General features: G+C 37.7%; 13 protein-coding genes and 2 pseudogenes. 10 read left to right on the forward strand and 5 right to left on the reverse strand.

Going from position 1 to position 16,885, the window contains the following annotated elements; translation table 11 throughout:
* Window positions 1-306: 306 nt before the first annotated feature.
* The 10 genes and pseudogenes from AOB57_RS11920 (at window position 307) to AOB57_RS15080 (ending at window position 9,972) form a co-directional block, all read left to right on the forward strand.
* Window positions 307-921 (forward strand): hypothetical protein, encoded by a 615-nt coding sequence (locus AOB57_RS11920; protein WP_226999492.1) that lies wholly within the window; start codon window positions 307-309, stop codon window positions 919-921.
* 42 nt (window positions 922-963) lie between these two features.
* Entirely contained in the window at window positions 964-1,344 is a 381-nt protein-coding gene (locus tag AOB57_RS11925; RefSeq protein WP_054297665.1) for a hypothetical protein, read from the forward strand.
* Window positions 1,337-2,203: a hypothetical protein gene (locus AOB57_RS11930; protein WP_226999493.1), complete on the forward strand. Its 867-nt coding sequence runs from the start codon at window positions 1,337-1,339 to the stop codon at window positions 2,201-2,203. Before AOB57_RS11925 ends, AOB57_RS11930 begins: the two co-directional genes overlap by 8 nt.
* Window positions 2,204-2,343: 140 nt before the next feature.
* A pseudogene (locus tag AOB57_RS11935) lies at window positions 2,344-3,379 on the forward strand (IS630 family transposase).
* Between the two features lie 652 nt (window positions 3,380-4,031).
* A pseudogene (locus AOB57_RS11940) lies at window positions 4,032-4,220 on the forward strand (helix-turn-helix domain-containing protein); the annotation flags it as partial.
* Between the two features lie 794 nt (window positions 4,221-5,014).
* Window positions 5,015-5,752: a hypothetical protein gene (locus AOB57_RS11945; RefSeq protein ID WP_054297668.1), complete on the forward strand. Its 738-nt coding sequence runs from the start codon at window positions 5,015-5,017 to the stop codon at window positions 5,750-5,752.
* 319 nt (window positions 5,753-6,071) lie between these two features.
* Entirely contained in the window at window positions 6,072-7,070 is a 999-nt protein-coding gene (locus tag AOB57_RS11950; protein WP_054297669.1) for an outer membrane lipoprotein-sorting protein, read from the forward strand.
* 245 nt (window positions 7,071-7,315) lie between these two features.
* Entirely contained in the window at window positions 7,316-7,960 is a 645-nt protein-coding gene (locus AOB57_RS11955; protein ID WP_054297670.1) for a hypothetical protein, read from the forward strand.
* A 119-nt stretch (window positions 7,961-8,079) separates the two neighbouring features.
* Window positions 8,080-8,814, forward strand: coding sequence for a LolA family protein (locus AOB57_RS11960; protein WP_054297671.1), 735 nt, complete (start codon window positions 8,080-8,082; stop codon window positions 8,812-8,814).
* 933 nt (window positions 8,815-9,747) lie between these two features.
* The gene (locus tag AOB57_RS15080; RefSeq protein WP_226999704.1) at window positions 9,748-9,972 is read left to right on the forward strand and encodes a CDGSH iron-sulfur domain-containing protein; all 225 of its coding nucleotides are present in this window, start codon (window positions 9,748-9,750) and stop codon (window positions 9,970-9,972) included.
* A gap of 41 nt (window positions 9,973-10,013) precedes the next feature.
* On the opposite strand, the gene AOB57_RS11970 is transcribed toward AOB57_RS15080, so the two are convergent.
* The 5 genes from AOB57_RS11970 to AOB57_RS11990 form a co-directional block, all read right to left on the reverse strand.
* Complete coding sequence (locus AOB57_RS11970; RefSeq protein ID WP_054297672.1) at window positions 10,014-11,732, reverse strand: dipeptide ABC transporter ATP-binding protein; 1,719 nt, start codon at window positions 11,730-11,732, stop codon at window positions 10,014-10,016.
* Window positions 11,733-11,734: 2 nt separating this feature from the next.
* Complete coding sequence (locus AOB57_RS11975; RefSeq protein ID WP_226999494.1) at window positions 11,735-12,508, reverse strand: ABC transporter permease; 774 nt, start codon at window positions 12,506-12,508, stop codon at window positions 11,735-11,737.
* A gap of 221 nt (window positions 12,509-12,729) precedes the next feature.
* On the reverse strand, window positions 12,730-13,713 hold the full coding sequence (locus tag AOB57_RS11980; RefSeq protein WP_054297674.1) for an ABC transporter permease: 984 nt from the start codon (window positions 13,711-13,713) through the stop codon (window positions 12,730-12,732).
* A 56-nt stretch (window positions 13,714-13,769) separates the two neighbouring features.
* On the reverse strand, window positions 13,770-14,645 hold the full coding sequence (locus AOB57_RS11985) for a class I SAM-dependent methyltransferase (protein WP_054297675.1): 876 nt from the start codon (window positions 14,643-14,645) through the stop codon (window positions 13,770-13,772).
* Window positions 14,623-16,284: an ABC transporter substrate-binding protein gene (locus AOB57_RS11990; RefSeq protein WP_054297676.1), complete on the reverse strand. Its 1,662-nt coding sequence runs from the start codon at window positions 16,282-16,284 to the stop codon at window positions 14,623-14,625. Before AOB57_RS11990 ends, AOB57_RS11985 begins: the two co-directional genes overlap by 23 nt.
* Window positions 16,285-16,885: the final 601 nt, after the last annotated feature.

The raw sequence follows: 16,885 nt of genomic DNA on the forward strand, positions 1-16,885 counted from the left end.
ATTGTAGACATTTAAATAATTGACATCGAACTGCTCTATATATAACTTCCGGCCAATTTCTCTAACTGTTTTTGTAGCTCATTTTAGAGCTGTAAAGATTCTCTGATCTCTGATAGTTAGAGAGCTTGGCCGGAAAACTTATAAAGAATTCTCTAAAACTGAATAAGTGGGAATGTTGTGCAAGGTCCAGCAGAGTTTGAGAGCAATTCTGAACCCTGCACGCCCGAAGGCGAGAAATAGATCACTTTAAAGCTATTTTAAAGTTTGTTTCTTGCCTCTTGAATGAAAGTAAAGAGGTGAAATAAATTGGAATTAAATAACAAAATTAGAAAAATCAGCGGGCTTTTCATGATGATGCTCGTTGTAAGTATGGTACTGGTTACGCCTACGTTGGCATGTCCAGCTGGAACAAATTGCGGGAGTGATTCGGTTCCCGCAAACCCGATACAGCTAACAGGAGCGGATAAAGACAAAATGCTGAGTACGGCTTTAAGCGATAGTAATGTCAAAAAATATCAAGAGCAATTGATAAATGAAGGATATACACAAAATGGCAGTACAGCACTTGTTATACCAGTGGAAAATAAAAACGATAGCTCAATAACTGAGATCAAATTTGCTGCAATAAGTTTCAAAAATGACAAGTCTCAAGAACCCAACAAAACTATACTATATAGCTACAATCCACAAACCAAAACAAGCACAACTGTAGTGATAAATAGTTTACTAAGCGATTGTGTTTTCAACTTATCGATTTGTTTGGGGAGTGCTGCTACTTGCGTAATAATTTGTGGTCCGCTTTTGGCACCAAATCCAGCCACGCCATTAGAGGTAAAACTTTGTTTGGCATGCATACCAATTGGTGTCGGAGCCTGCGGACTTGCTTATACAGCATGCCACAAATACTATTATGGAGAGTAACGACGGACCTGAGAAAAGTTACAGTTATGAGGAGCTGGCCAAATGAGAGTGATCATAAAAAGGAATTCAAAAAAATTCCTTTTTTTGCTTTTTTTATCAATTTTTGCCATCATAGGAGGTACTATAACAACATTAATGTCCCCAACAAAAATATCCTTAAATGGATTGTACCTTATATTGGCTGGGATTGGACTTTTTTTCCTTACGCTTTCAGCCTCTACAAAAGATCAAAAATCATTTGAACGATGGTCAATTTTTAGTGGTATTTTTTACGGTATTGCACTTCTTTGTGGTAGTTTAATTTCATTTAGATATGGCCAAACCGTAACTGCAAAGATAATTTTGCTATGTGGGGTAATTGTTATTTCATTGACGATATCTTCGATCGTTTCGGTCTTAAGGAGGGGAAAACAGCATGTATAACAATGCAAGAAAGAGGTTTGGGGTTATACTCATACTTATACTATTTGTGATCATGGCATTTGAACTTGGTTGTATTGGAAAAGCACAAACTGATTATAATCTAAAATATAATTTTCATGTAGGTGATAGACTTGTTTACAATTGCACATACCTCACAAGTGATACATATTATACAGGATATATCACAAATAATACAAATTATACAGGACCAATTCGTATTGAAATGTTAGTTACAGATTTTGATGGAAAGAATATAACCTCAAAAATGACATCAACGAAAACAACAAATGAAAACACTACTGAATCTTCATATGTCACAATTATGGACGTTTATGGAAACCTGATAAGATCAGATCCCAAAGATAAAATTATACCTGAGGTACAACCGGAACTGCCAAATCTGCTAAAGTATCCAGAAAAAGAAACTCAAGAAGGTAAACCATGGACAATTGTATTCAAAAATAACATAAATGAAAACCCTTTATTAAAAGATGAATTCGAAGGTACAGGAAACTACACTTTTTTAGGTACAAAAACAATATCGACAAAAGCCGGTAAATTTGAATGTATTGGTATCAAATCAGAAACAAATTTTGTTTCAAACGCAAAAAGAGACTATAGTAATACAACCATTCATTATACAACAGTAGGCAATATCTCTGGAGTAAATTGGATAGATTTAAATGGTGGATTCTCAGTTAAATCCAATTACATTATGGATAAAACTTTGACAATTGATTTATCTGGACTGGCCAATAATTCTGAATATCAGAAAGTCGGAATTGAAAATGTTAGTATCAATAGCCCGACAATTGAAACGCATATAATTAATGAACTTGAAAGCGTCCAGAAAGGATGATATAAGAACATCCAAATCAATGTGATTTTTACAAGGTTGTCCATACTTTTGTGTACGGACAATTTAATTGTTTTTTTATTGTTTGATTATAGTTCTTGACGTAACCTATTACACATATTAACTCTTATGATCTCTTATGGGTGGGGAAAGAACAAATTGTTATTGATCGGAAGTTGAGTCTTGATAAGGTAAACTCTCTAATTAAACATGAAAACAACTCTAGAGTTCTAAAAAGGCTTTATTTTATCAAATTTAGGTATTTAGGAGATTCTGTTGAAGAAGCTTCTATCAAGGTTGGAGTAACTAAGAAATGTGGTTATTATTGGCAGGATTATTGGAATAAAGGCGGCTATGCCGCCTTGATACCACAATTTGGTGGGGGAAGAAGGTCTAAGCTTACTGATGAACAAATGATAGAACTAAGGAATCTATTGAAAAAGAAGGATTACTGGACTACCAGAGAAGTTTTAGAATTAATAAAAGAAAAGTATGGCGTAGAATACTCGTTGAAAAGAATAGGAGTTATTCTGAAAAATTTTGGAATGCATCACTCAAAACCATATACTCTTGACTACAGAAGACCTAAAGATGCAGAAGAAATTTTAAAAAAAACTAAGTGAAGCAATTCCAAAGTATGTTTGTCCAGATTAGAAATATGTGATAGGCTTCCTTGATGAATCTTCGCCACAAACAAAAGCAAACACACAGCGTTTATGGGCATTTAAAAAGTCTTTAAGGCTCAAAAACACAGATTACATAAAGGCAAATGCATTTGCTTTTTACTCAATTAATGGAAGTAATCTCATTGATTTTAAAGAAAGTTCAAAAGCAGAAAGTATATATGAGTTTCTTGAAGAAATAGTGGAAGAAAACAGAGGAAAAATAATAGTCCTTATACTCGATAATTCAAAAGTACATAAGGCAGACAAAACAAAAACAAAAGCTAGAAAACTGGGAATTATACTGGTGTTTCTTCCGCCTTACTCACCAGATCTAAACCCTGTAGAATTTATATGGAAAACAATTAAAAGAGAAGTATCAGTCAGATTTGTTCAATCAAAAGAACATTTGAGAAATATAATCAAAAATGAATTCATCAGGGTAGAGGGGTCAATATCATTTGCAAAAAAGTGGATAGAAAAATTTCATCCACAAATAAAAAGTGTAATTAGTTGAGAGAGAAACTATAAATTGATTACGAAAAATAGATTTATTAAAGGTGGATATTTGGTTGTGTGATGTAATAATAGTTTCCAGACTAATAAATAACACTTCAGCCAAAAACAGCTACCTTTTAATATTTTTTAGCTTTGATCCTCCTTATGGAAAATGGATTAATTACCGAATCTGAAATTAAGATTCTACCGTAGGAGAATAGAATAAGTTTAGAAGTATAATTCCTGAATCAATCTACTTCAGATGTAGCTTGGACTAAAATAAGTAGTAAAAGGGTTGATTAATTATGGGAAAATTAGTTAAAACTGTTATAGGTCTTATAATTTTGTGTCTTATAATTTATGCATTTTTTTTGGTACTTAGCTATAGGTAGTGTTTTGGGATATTTGGCTCTGTAGAAATCCTCAAAATAATAAATCTTAACTAGTTTGAACTGAATAGCCGGATATGTTTTTACTTATTTAATTTTATCCTCTTGTAAATGATTTAGATAGGTTTTCTACAGAGCCGGATATTTTATAATCTAATTGCATCGATCAATTTATAGCCCTAATGTTAACCTGTTACACACATTAGCTCTTAATATCCATTTATGATGAGGAAAGAACAAATTACTCTTGACCAAAAGGTAACCCTTGATTAGCTTAATTCCTTGATCACACACGAAAATAATTCTAGAGCACTTAAAAGGCTTCATTTTATCAAATTTACATATTTAGGAGATTCTGTTAAAGAAGCTACTATTAAACTTGAAGTAACTGAGAAAACATTACATTATTGGCAGGACTATTGGAATAAAGGCGGAATAGACGCCTTAATGCTACAGTTTAGTAGGGGAAGAATATTTAAGCGGCTCTTCGCTATTTTGTATGGGTTGAAAATAATTACTTAGTTAGAAAGTAGCCAGATCAAATGGACAAATATCAAGCTTGAATGCGATTTACAACAACTACTATTTCTAAATTTTAGAGGCGCAGCTTTAACATTCAGAAGCTGAATGAAAGTTACCCACTCGAAACAGCGAAGAGCCAATAATTTCTGAAAAGTCTGCTTCAATCTCGCTACATCTTTTTTCTCTAGTCTACTTATTCTTAAACCCTGAGTCTATATAGTCTCAAGAATAAAAGCTGACTTTACCCATCTTGAGGTAAAGACATCAATAACAAAATTATAAAAATCAGAAGATCTCGTAAAGTCCAATTTTGCCGCAAAGAGATGTTATATCCTAAAGGGTATATAGATTATTCTTTTTAGTGAAAACCTGGTTACTAGCTGTAGACTTTAAACAATTGGCGTTAAACTGTTCTATATAGAACTTCCGGCCAAGCTCTCTGACTGTTTTTTGTAGCTCATTTTAGATCTGTAAAGATTCTCTTATCTCTGATAGTTAGAGAAATTGGCCGGAAAACTTATAAAGGATTATTTAAAACTGAGTAAGTGGGAATATTGCAGGATTCAGTAGAGTTTGAGGGCAATGCTGAACCCTGCATACCCGAAGGCATGAAGTATATAACTTTCTAACTATTTTAAAGTTTGCTTCTTGCCTGCATACCCGAAGGCATGAAGTATATAACTTTCTAACTATTTTAAAGTTTGCTTCTTGCCTCTTGAATTAAAGTAAAGAGGTGAAATAAATTGAGATTAAATGACGAAGTTAGAAAAATTAGCGGGCTTTTCATGATAATGCTCGTTGTAGGTATGATACTGGTTACGCCTGCGATGGCGTGTCCGGCTGGGAAAGATTGCCCTAATGTATCTCAAAACTGCCCAGCGTGCGGATATTTAAGTGCTCCAAAATCAGATGCTGAAGTGAACATGATAGAGATATCAAAAGAAAAAGAAAAAAAAATTATAGCAGAAGCATTATCTGATGAAAGAATCTCAAAGTTAAACAGTGAGCTTAAAAAACTAGGCTACACTCCTTCTACTAGTGAATTCAATGCATCGATGCTAACTACAACAACGACAAACGAAACAGTCACAAGTTCGATTGTAATAATGCCATTTGACAACGGGCGTAAAAATGAATCTGCTGTCGCAGTATTTACTTCCAATGAACATGGAAGTGCTGCCATAGCAGCTATGCGAAATAACAGTGAGGTCACATTACTAGAGTACGATTCTGTTAAGGGTACCTTCCAAGTAAGTTCGGTGGATTGTGACTTCTGTATGTGGGCTGTTGATAAAATATGTGGTTACCTCGCAGAGGGAGGATGCGCTTATGCATGTGCGCAACTAGCTACAAAGATTCCGCATCCAGCTTGGATGGCTGTTTCAGCGGCTTTTTGCTGGGTAATATGTGACTTCGTTCTAGAAAATTATGCATGCAGTTGGAGCGCAACTACAGTTTGTCAAGAAGTGGGGTTGTGCTAGTGAAGCCTATTATTACTTCTATTATTACTTTTTTTCTTTTTTTAATAATGTCATCAGTTATTCGTATCACAATAATGTCTTATTATCCACAATATACCTATTTTGCGCACGTACTTTCTTCGTTTTTGATTGCTATAGGTTTTGCATTTTCAATCCCTTTCATATTTATGAAATATCTCTCACTTCCCCCTAATTATAGCCCAAAGACGAAGAAAAGGATCCAAATTGGGTTTACTATTTTGGTTTTTGTATCATCATTTTTAGGATCCTATTTTGGAAATATGCCAAAAATATAATCAATTACGTAGGAGATTCTAAAATGTTAAAAAGAATCATAATTATTCTTTTCTTCTTTATAGTTGTAGGCGGATGTTTAGAAGAGACAAACAATTTATTAAACGCTGAAAAAATAATAAATAATTCTCAGGAAAGATACGGATCTATTGACGTATTTAAGTATACAGTAATTTCCACAACAGAGTTTCAAGGAGAAGAAGTAACTCAAAAAATAGATTTTTTGTTTAAGAAGCCAAACAAGTATAAGTGCATTTATCAATCAAAGAACTTAACTACAGTTTCTAATGGAACAGTTACCTGGATATACGATTTAACTAAAGGTGAAGTAACAGTAAAACATTTAGAAGGCTATAAAGGAACACCAGATTTTGATTATGGCACTCTTCTTAAAGACTTACTTAAAACTAATAATGTGAAATTAATTGGAGAAAAGGAACTATTTGGAAAATCATGTTATATAATTGAAGCTATACCAAAAAATAAAACTTCTATAATATCTCAAGACATGTGGGTAGATAAAGAAAGCTTGATTCCAGTTAGAATCGATACAAATTATGGAGATTATAAATCAAGGGTAGAATACACAAATATATTCGTAAGCACTGATGTTAACGACAATGAATTTGAGTTTACTCTACCAGAAGGCGCAAAAATTATAGAACCGAGCACAACACTTCCCAACCAAGTCAATATAGAAGAAGCTCAGAAGAGCGTAAATTTTACAATATTGAAACCTTCTTATTGTGCTGGGTACCAATTCGCAGGGGTGACAGTACTTGAATATGGAAATAGTGCTTATTTAACCTATTCTAAAGAAGGAAACGTGTTAACTATTTTTCAAACTCCATCCAAGAGTTCAGTATCAAATGTAGGAAATATTACAATCGAAAATTTAAAAGGGAAAACAATCGAAATATTTGACAATACAATTATCAAATATAACTATGGGAATACATATATTATAATTTCAGGTCCAGTAAGTGAACAAGAGCTTATAAAAATAGCAGAGTCTTTGGGATAATATCGCATTTCGAACAATAAAGTTCGAACTTACAAACATGAAGTCATTTCTAATAAATAAAATGAAACATATAGTCATCATATTCTATGGATTGATCCCAAAATCTGGATGCCGTTAAAGATCCAAAGTTATAACGGTGACAAACTTCTGATGACACTAGAATATGAGAATTATTCTATAAATTCAGGCATAAAAGATACTGAATTTGAATTTAAACCTCCAGAAGGTACTGAGGTGATTAATATATGAATATAGACCATATCGTTAAAGAAGAATTATTACGTTCACTTCCAGTACTATTTGTTAGTTTTTTAATAATCGGGCTACTGATTAGGGAAGGATATATTCCGTTAGAGATGTCAAGGGTATTTATTCTTGCCCTCTTTGTTACAGCTGTCCATTTCTTTTTTATGGTCTGGTATAGAAAAAAGGAACAGATTGATAAGAATTCTATCTTTTATATAATTGACCATATTTTGAGCTCAAGGTTTTATGAAGAAAAAACTGCAAAATCCCATGATAAAGAAATCAGCATCTTTTCCTCGCTTCGAAAAAATGTGGGTCTTCTAATTATTACGCTGTTCCTGTATATTGCTTACCTCTACGCATCTCTAACTTATCACATAGATCAGATCTTCTGGATCTTAGTTCTATTATTTGTTGGGGGCACGCTATCAAAAATCATATATGGTGAAAGGAAAGAAGATCAAAACAATCCTGTGAGATTGCTGTTTTTCTATGTAATCGCATGCGTTTTTATTTTTGTACGTTACCTTGTACTTGATTATCCTATTCTTCCTGTTTTAAAAGGAAGTATAATTCTTGGAATATTACTGATATTTTTGGTTTTAGGAATAAAATGGTCGCAGCGTAAACAAAACTCGATTTAATCACATTGAACAAAGTGCATTATTTTGTTAATTAAACATTTGAGGTGAGAGAGACGCTAACGAAGAAAATTGCATTTGCACTCTTTTTGATAAGTTGTGCCATTTTTACATCGGGCTGCGTGAATGAACTAGAGGCAGAAGATACTGAACTGATTGCAGAAAATACTGAACTAATTGCAGAAGAAATTGCAGCAAAGATGCAGGAAAAAGAAAACAATATCGAGGATTCTTCGTATACCCTTTGTATAACAACGTTTCTTGAAGGAGAGAAAGTTCAGGAAAGTGAGTTTGATATCGTCTGGAAAAAACCGAATATGAAGAAAACAATTACAAAAGGAACAGAGAATGAGACTGTAATGATTTACGATGGGAAAATTGAATGGTTTTACGATCCCGGGACAAATGCTGTCCAGAAAATAATAGTTCCTGAAGAATATCAAGAATCGGATCTCGACTACTTCAAGCTCTTTAACGATATTTTAGATGAATACGATGTTTCTGTGCTTGGAAATGATACTATTGACGGGAGAACTGCATATCTGCTTGAAGCAAAACCGAAAGAAGGAAGGGAAGAAAGCAATTTACTCGACGAGATAAAAATCTGGGTTGATAAGGAAACCTGGACACCCTTAAAGTATGAGATCTACAAGGGCACACAGAGAATGGAAATCGAAATTCAAGGTTTAAAATTCAATACTGGCATTTCGGATACTGAATTCGTATTTGATGTACCTAAAGGAGCAGAAGTAGTTACAATGAATTTTGAAGATTTAATTCACAAAAACATGTCCGAAGGAGGAATAAAGGTGCCTGCCCAAGGAGGGAAAGAAGCAACTATGGTTGCTGTTGTTTGAACAGATGTCGTATATGCAGTCGAAAATCTAATACAATCAGATAAAAGGGAACCTAAAGGTCAAGCACAAAGGGGAAGATTACGGGAAAAGGTATAAGGCGGTCAAGAACATGGGAGGCTGGTTCCCTGCAAAAGCCCTTGTAGTTATGAAAATTACTGAAATTTATGGGTGCAAGCCCGGGGACGGAACAGAGCCCGGAGAGAAACTGCTTTGATCCCGTTCAAAGCTTAATTCATAAGTTAGCTAATAAATAAGTTTAGTATAAATTTATAATTTTTTCTTCCCTGAAAATGAAAAATCTTTACGCTCTTTCTCGGACGAGAAGACTGCCAGGACACATGCTACTGGAAGAGAAATTGTATGACAGAATTGGTGGGCGGCTCTGTCATAAAAACTTTGATAAGTAAAAAAACTTTGAGAAACTAAAACATAGAGGAAGTTGCAGATGACCATGAAGGAAGAAAAGGAAAGAAAATCAATGTGTCGGATGGCTCCATGAAGATCACTGTGCTTACGAATAGTTCATATAGTGATCGGTAAAGTTCCCCTTATAGCCTGGGAGATTTGCAAAGATAAAGGGGCTGACCGTCTGATATGGTAGCGTGAGATTGAGAAATATCCCATAAAAAAGCGGTATGCCCTATGCCTATGTGGTCACTCAGAGAACAAAACCATTCTGTGACGGGACATATTAAAAGGTTCACTTTGATGGAACCGAATCAGGAGACTTTAAACCCTTTTGGGCAGTTCAAACGCTTATCCTTGGCGCTTTTTTGACTCTTATTGACAACAACACTATGTGTCCACGCAGGATTCTGCACACAGGCAGGGAGAATATGAAACCTTGTCGAACAATCCGAAAATCCGGAAGCTTGAGACATTGCTATTGAGGAAGCCTGCAACTGCCCTTAGGTAGGTTGATAATTATTGATAATGTTACAGGAAAGACAATTGAGCCTGAACTTGAAAAGTCGATTGTCATCGAGGAAGGCCTCATCGTGGCGAGCATGGTCCTCTCTGAGTACGCGGCGAGATCCCGATAAATCCGCAGATGGCAAACAGTATGAGATCAGGAATAGGGTCATTCTCTGCAGGCGTGGAGAATCCAAAAATAAACCATTCTGTGATGGAAGTCATGCAAAGACTGGGAAAGATTGAGAAAATTGATACAGTGTATGTGGGTGAATTCAATATAATGCTTAATTATGACAGCACAGCCCTATTCTTGAATCCACAAGCCTCTTTGTATACTCATCAGAAGGTGAAAGCATCACATCGTGGGAATTACCCATCTCTACAATTTTTCCGGAATTCATAACGGCTATTCTGTCAGCAATCTTCAGGGTCAGGGAGAGATCGTGTGAAATATATATCATTGCAAACCCTCTCCTGTTCTGAAGGCCCTTTAAAAGACGCAATACATTCGCGGAGGTTGAAACATCCAGAGCCGAAGTTATCTCATCGGCAATAAGGAGTTTTGGCTGCATAACCATTGCTCTGGCAAGTGCGACCCTCTGTCTCTGTCCGCCGCTGAGTTCCCCGCAATATTTTCTGAGGAAATTATCAGTACTGGGAAGATGAACAAGTTCAAGGGCATTTTTAACCATTTGCAGTCTATCCCCATTGGACCCGATTTTATTGATATAAAGAGGCTCTTTGACTGCGTCAAGCACGGTAAACCTGTTGCTGGTCGAACTGAACGGGTCCTGGAATACTATCTGAATGCCATTGAACCTGTTTCCATAGTTACCCCTGCTGACATTACCGTCCATAAACAATACCTCTCCGGATTCGGGTCTTATTACGTTTGCAAGGATGTGTGCAAGGGTTGACTTGCCCGAACCGGTCTGACCGACAATTGCAAGGACCTCTCCTTCAGTCACTTCCAGACTGACATTATCAACTGCCTGAATATATTCTCCATCTGGAAGACGATAGCTGAAATTCAGGTTCTTTGCTTCCAGAAGGTTTGCTATGCCCCCTCTATGGCATGCAATTTCCCGTCGGCCTCCTACAGGCATCAGGACCGGAGAAGCTTTACTGCAAATATCGATTTTTTGCGTACATCTCGGGCTGAAAGGACATCCCTTAAACTCATCCCCTGCCGGCACGTCCCCGGGAATCCCCCATAAATCTTTATAAACGAAAATATCCGGAGTCGAATGGACAAGCCCCCTCGTATAAGGGTGCCGGGGAGATACAAGAATCTCCCTTACAGGGCCGGATTCCACAACCCTTCCCGAATACATAACTGCAATCCTGGACGCCACAGAAGAAACAAAAGTGATATCATGAGAGATCATTAACATCGTATACCCGTTCTTCTTCTGAAGGTCAACCAGAAGGTCCCTGATCTCCTTTCGGGTAAATGCGTCAAGTGCAGAAGTAACTTCATCAAGAATCAGTAGTTTCGGATCGCATGAAAGAGCCATTGCCAGAAGAACTCTCTGCCTCATACCCCCTGAGAGCTGATGCGGATATGAATCCATCCATTTCGGATCAAGGCCGACAGTCCGGAATAGATCGGCACATTTACTCCGGGCCATTTCAGAGCTGATATCAAGATGTCTTATCATTGGTTCTGTTACCTGAACGCCTACTCTCATAACAGGATTCATAACCTCCAGGCTGTTCTGGAAAACTATTGCAATATCTTTCCATCTTAATTTATCCATTTCGGGTTCAGGCAAAGAAGAGAGAACCTCCTCCCTGTAAAGAATTTCACCAAAAATGGCTGTATTTTCCGGCAAAAGCCCCATGATTCCAAGTGCAACAGTAGTCTTGCCACTTCCGGATTCTCCAACAATGCCCAGTATTTCTCCTTCTTCGATTTCAAAAGAAATGCCGTCAACAGCCTTAACAGTATTACTGTCTGTTAGATAGTGGCATTTAAGATTATTGACTTTAAGCAGACTCATAATCAGAAACCTTTCTTTATCTTTAATTTTGGATCAAGTATCCTTTCCATATCCCTGCTTATGAACGCAAGACAGAGCAGGAGAAAAATAAGCATAAATAATGGAGGCAATAGCCACCATTGCCAGTAAGGCGTAAAATATATGGAACGGAAGCCGGTTGCATGATTAAGCATCATCCCCCAGCTTTTGGAAGTTGGGTCTCCAAGGCCCAGAAAAGCAAGTCCTGCTTCGGCTATGATTGCATGGGAGGATATGCCGATAACAAGCACAAGCAGAACAGGCATAACTTCAGGAAAGATATGCCTCCAGAGCAAGTAAAATGGTTTTGCACCGTAATTCCGGGCTGCAATAATATAGTCGTTCTTCTTCAAAAACAGCGTCTGGGAACGTGCAATACGTGCAGGTTTAGCCCAGCTGAATATTACAAGGATAAGAATTACGTTAAGAATACTTGGGCCAAGAAAAGCAGAGATTACGATCAGAAGAGGAAAACTTGGAAGAGCCATTGTTACATCAATTACTCTCATCAGGCCCTGGTCAATGTGTCCTCCCATGTATCCGGCCAGGATCCCAAGAGCTCCTCCCCCAAACCCTGCCGCAAAGGCTACTGCGAGCCCTATTGTAAGGCTCATTCTTGCACCATAACAGATCTGTGACCAGATATCCATACCAAGTTCATCGGTTCCAAGTATATGTTCGGAACCTGGAGGTTCAAGGGAATCCCCTGTGATCTTCTGAGGGGGATACATTGTTATCACAGGAGCAAAAACTGCCATTAAAATGATACAGATAATGCCAAGAATACCAAATTTTCCTTCAGTACTGAACTTAGAGAATGTCTTAGCTATAATCTTAGCTATAATACTAAACTTAGAGAATGTCTCAGCTATAGTACTTTTAGAAAATTTCCTAGCTATACTGCTGACAATTCCGTTAATATTTAATGCCTGAATAAAAGAGAGTATTCCGGCATTTCCAAAGGCAGCAATATCTTTTATCATATCCCAACTCTCGGATCAAGTTTTTCGTATATTTTGTCAACCAGCAGATTGCAGATAAGTATGGAGACTGCAATTACCAGGAGAATCCCCTGAATAAGAGGATAATCCCGGCCGACTACAGCACTTCTGAGAGTCATCCCTATGCCAGGATAGGAAAAAACACTCTCAACAAGTACAACACCCCCCATCATTGTACCGACCATAAAACCTGTTCTTGTCACTACCGGAAGCAGGGCATTTCGAAGTGCATGCCGGTTCCATACAGTTTTTTCACCCAGGCCTTTGGCCCGGGCAGTCCTGATATAATCCTTTGTGGTCACTGTAATCAGTGTATTTCTGGTGAGCAGGTACACCCCGGTCAGCTGTGAAAGTGACAGAGTCACAACAGGCAGAAAGGCATGGTACAATATATCCCATGCCTGTTCTACCGGACCATTATAGTTTGCAAAGGGAGTAACAGCTCCTGCAAGCGGGAAAAACCTGAGATATACACTAAAAAACAGGAGAAGGATCAGGCCAAGCAGAAATGAAGGAATTTCTGCAAAGGTGATCATACCCATCATTATAATTCTATCACTCCCATTTTTCCGGTTTTTTGCCGATATTGTTCCGAGCACCACACCTGAGATTGTACTGACTACTGTAGCACACACGACAATCAACATAGTCCAGGGAAGATGAAGTAGAATTACATCACTGACCGGCATTTTGTAATAAATACTCCTGCCCAGATTTCCAGTCATTAGATTTTTCATATAGACTAAAAACTGTTCATGCAATGGCCTGTCAAGTCCGTAATAGTTTATGTAATAAAGGCGCTGCTCCTCCGTCATTTCAATAATTTCTTCCCCGACCTCGTCTGCGGAAGTTGTGGAGAATGGATCTCCGGGCATCATCCTTGGAAGAAAAAAATTAATGGCAAGAATTACAAAAAGGGTCAATAACAACCTGAAAATGAACGAATTCCTGTCCTTTTCCATCCAATCATCTGCCGTTAAATTACTATCCGATCATCTGCCGTTAAATTACTATCCGATCATTTGCCGTTAACTTTCCAGGTCATCATACCGGTATATACATCCGACTCAGAACGGTACATTCCATCCACAGAGGCATTTTTATAATAATTCCTTATTTTTTCCTTTGTTTCTTCATCAAAATCACGGCCCCGTCCAATAAACTCAATTGCCTGGTCTGCCGCTTCTTTCCAGTCCGTTTCTTCATTCCATTCGGAATGGTTGATCCTGACCGAGGGCCTGTAGCCTGAGAGGTAAAGATACATGAATGGATAGATTATGCCGTTCATATTATTCGCAGAGTTTTCACCGAGTATTGAACTCCGGATATCACGATACGCCTTATCCTCACCTCTCCTCAGAAAGTTACTGTAATAACAAAGGTTTTTTGAGCAGGCTATCATCATATCAAAGTTTTCAACATCCCTTATTCCGGGAGTCATGGAGGCAATTACAAGGTCAAACTCGTTCCTGAAACCAAGCTCATCTATATCTGCCGTCCACCAGGAGCATTCAATGACATCTACCGGCAGGGACTCCTTTTTTACCGCATCTCTTAATCTGTTGAGCATTCCGGACGATATGTCAAGTGAAGTCACCTCTGCTCCAAGCCTTGCAAGCGGAAGGGACAGGGTTCCAGGTCCGCATCCGATATCCAGAACTCTGGAACCTTCCGGATTAAAACCGGCTTCTTCAAGAAATTCGAGAATATCATCGGTTTTCTTCTTTCGTTTACCTTTGTCAATATTATTGGCATAGTTCTCCGAGCGTTTGTTCCAGAATTCTGCCATCCTGCCCTCATCCAGGATACTCAGACCATTACCTGTAGCTTTTTTCCAGCATTCGACCAAGTTATTAATATCATCTTTTTTATCATCTTTTTTCTGCAATTCCATCCCTCTCAAGATACGAAAGAATACTGTGTGTTCTTGCATGGTGGTCATACATGTTCATCCAGCCGTCATATTTCGAAATCCGCCATGCATCATACGAGGTAGTATAATAGAGTGGTATTGCGGGTATATCCTCCGCAAGCACGGTTTGCATATCGTATACTATTTCCTTCCGTTTACCATCGTCAGGTTCCTGCAATTCCTGGGCGCCAAGCGTATTCAGGGTATCATTGTGGTAACCATATACTGCTGCGCCAGATGCTACACTTTCAGACTGTAAACCTGTATCACAGTATCTCGTACGCAGATAATCCGCATCTGCTCCCCAGCCGCCAAACCCACCGATCAGAAGTTCAAAGTTTCCTTTATTTAGATTGGCATCCCTGGATTTGCTCTCAAGGGCCTTTACCTGAACATCAATTCCAACTTCACTCAGTCTCTCTTTTATAAGTTCGCCAATACGGACTTCGCCGCTGCTAAGAGACAATACATATGACAATTTTTTCCCGTTTTTATCACGGATTCCGTCCCCATCGGTATCAATCCATCCAGCTTCATCAAGCAATGTTCTGGCCTTATCTGGATTGTAATCATATTCCGGCTGGTCAGGATTATACCAGATATGGTCTTCAGAGAGTATGCCCATTTTACCGGGTTTCCCTGCACTTCTTGCAATCTTTTCTACCAGTTCATCTCGATCAATGGCATAAGCAAAGGCCTGCCTTATTTTCCTGTCATTAAGCTCCGGGAATTTTTTCATATTGAAATAAAACTGGTAACCCCAGAAAGCCGGCTGCTGGACTATTCTTACATCAGGATCTGATTTGAACCGGGCAAGAGTATCAGGAGATACCCCTGTGAAATCTATTTTCCCCTGTTCAAAAGCTATTAATGAGTCGCTGACCGGAATGAATTCAACGGCTTTAACAGCAGTCTCCGGCCCCCAGAATTTCTCGTTTGTTACAAACCGGTATGATCCATGCTCTTTATTGTACTCTTCAAGGAGGAACGGACCAGTCCCGATGACTGTCTGTGGATCAAGGAAACTTACAGGGTCTGAGATATCTTTGTAAATATGCTCAGGTATGATCTTAAAACCCGTGAGCTTGTAAAGGAAGGTTGAAACCGGCTGGCTCAGTACAAATTTAACTGTACTGGTATCCACGACCTGGACATTATCTACAACTCCAGCCTCAATTCCCCCTGACACAGGTACATTTTCCTGCTCATAATCAAAAGTAAATTTAACATCGCTTGCTGTAAAAGGTGCTCCATCGCTCCATATTACACCTTCACGGAGATGAAATGTATATTCTGTTCCATCCAGACTGACATCCCAGCTTTCAGCCAGCCAGGGAATTATACCTATTTCATCTCTTTCTACCAGGCTGTCAAAAATCATTCTAACCTTTGATGATCCAGGACCTCTCGGATATATCGTAAACGGTTGTGGATATCCATAATCTCCGCCGCTCAGATAAACAACATCCGCGTGCTGAGATCCTTCAGCAGTATTCTCAGCCAATGCCTCCTCAGCCAATTGCTCGGTCTGAGTTCTGTCCGGACCAATGCAGCCTGATATCATCAGAATCAGGGCTGCCAGGAAAGCAGAAAATAGCATTAATAACTTTTTTCTCTCCATTACAGAACACCTTATTTTTGCAATTATTCTGTTAATCACTCGGTAATATGAATAAAAATATTAACGACATGTAAGTGTTATTATCTAAATCTATAAGAGTGTTACTAAATGCTTCAAAAACAAAGGAATTTTCTTAATAAAACTTCGAAAATCAAGACCCTAATTTGATAAGCATTTTCCAAGTAATATTTTCGAAGGATAAGCTCTTGTTAAAAACTAATATTTTTCACTAAATTCCATTGCAAAACTACAAGTTCATCTGTCTGACCAAAAACGCTTTCCTTTTAGGCTCTGTAGAAAACCTGTCTACATCAGATGAAAGAGGCTGAAAAAAGATAAGTATATTCAGATCTTGCTACTCATTTCAAATTTATGGAAATTCATTACTTCAGAGGATTTCTACAGAGCCTAAAATTCATTACATAATATAATTGAAAAAGAGAAATCAAAATTAATCCTTCATTTTGATTATTAGATACTATGTGGATAAATTTATAATCAATCAAATACAAGTAGTTTATAGGGTTTAAGGTAGTTTATAGACTTTAAGTTGCTTTCCCAAAACTCATTTAAACTATGTTCTGTTGAGAAATGAGAAAGC

The organism is Methanosarcina flavescens (assembly GCF_001304615.2).
In the GTDB taxonomy this organism is placed as follows: domain Archaea; phylum Halobacteriota; class Methanosarcinia; order Methanosarcinales; family Methanosarcinaceae; genus Methanosarcina; species Methanosarcina flavescens.

What these genes read in the sequence shown, in the direction of transcription:
- AOB57_RS11970 (WP_054297672.1), bottom strand. Translation starts at nt 11,732, where the DNA reads ATGAGTCTGCTTAAAGTCAATAATCTTAAATGCCACTATCTAACAGAC.
- AOB57_RS15080 (WP_226999704.1), top strand. Translation starts at nt 9,748, where the DNA reads ATGTTACAGGAAAGACAATTGAGCCTGAACTTGAAAAGTCGATTGTCA.
- AOB57_RS11975 (WP_226999494.1), bottom strand. Translation starts at nt 12,508, where the DNA reads ATGGCAGTTTTTGCTCCTGTGATAACAATGTATCCCCCTCAGAAGATC.
- AOB57_RS11990 (WP_054297676.1), bottom strand. Translation starts at nt 16,284, where the DNA reads ATGGAGAGAAAAAAGTTATTAATGCTATTTTCTGCTTTCCTGGCAGCC.
- AOB57_RS11925 (WP_054297665.1), top strand. Translation starts at nt 964, where the DNA reads ATGAGAGTGATCATAAAAAGGAATTCAAAAAAATTCCTTTTTTTGCTT.
- AOB57_RS11980 (WP_054297674.1), bottom strand. Translation starts at nt 13,713, where the DNA reads ATGGAAAAGGACAGGAATTCGTTCATTTTCAGGTTGTTATTGACCCTT.
- AOB57_RS11950 (WP_054297669.1), top strand. Translation starts at nt 6,072, where the DNA reads ATGTTAAAAAGAATCATAATTATTCTTTTCTTCTTTATAGTTGTAGGC.
- AOB57_RS11985 (WP_054297675.1), bottom strand. Translation starts at nt 14,645, where the DNA reads ATGGAATTGCAGAAAAAAGATGATAAAAAAGATGATATTAATAACTTG.
- AOB57_RS11955 (WP_054297670.1), top strand. Translation starts at nt 7,316, where the DNA reads ATGAATATAGACCATATCGTTAAAGAAGAATTATTACGTTCACTTCCA.
- AOB57_RS11930 (WP_226999493.1), top strand. Translation starts at nt 1,337, where the DNA reads ATGTATAACAATGCAAGAAAGAGGTTTGGGGTTATACTCATACTTATA.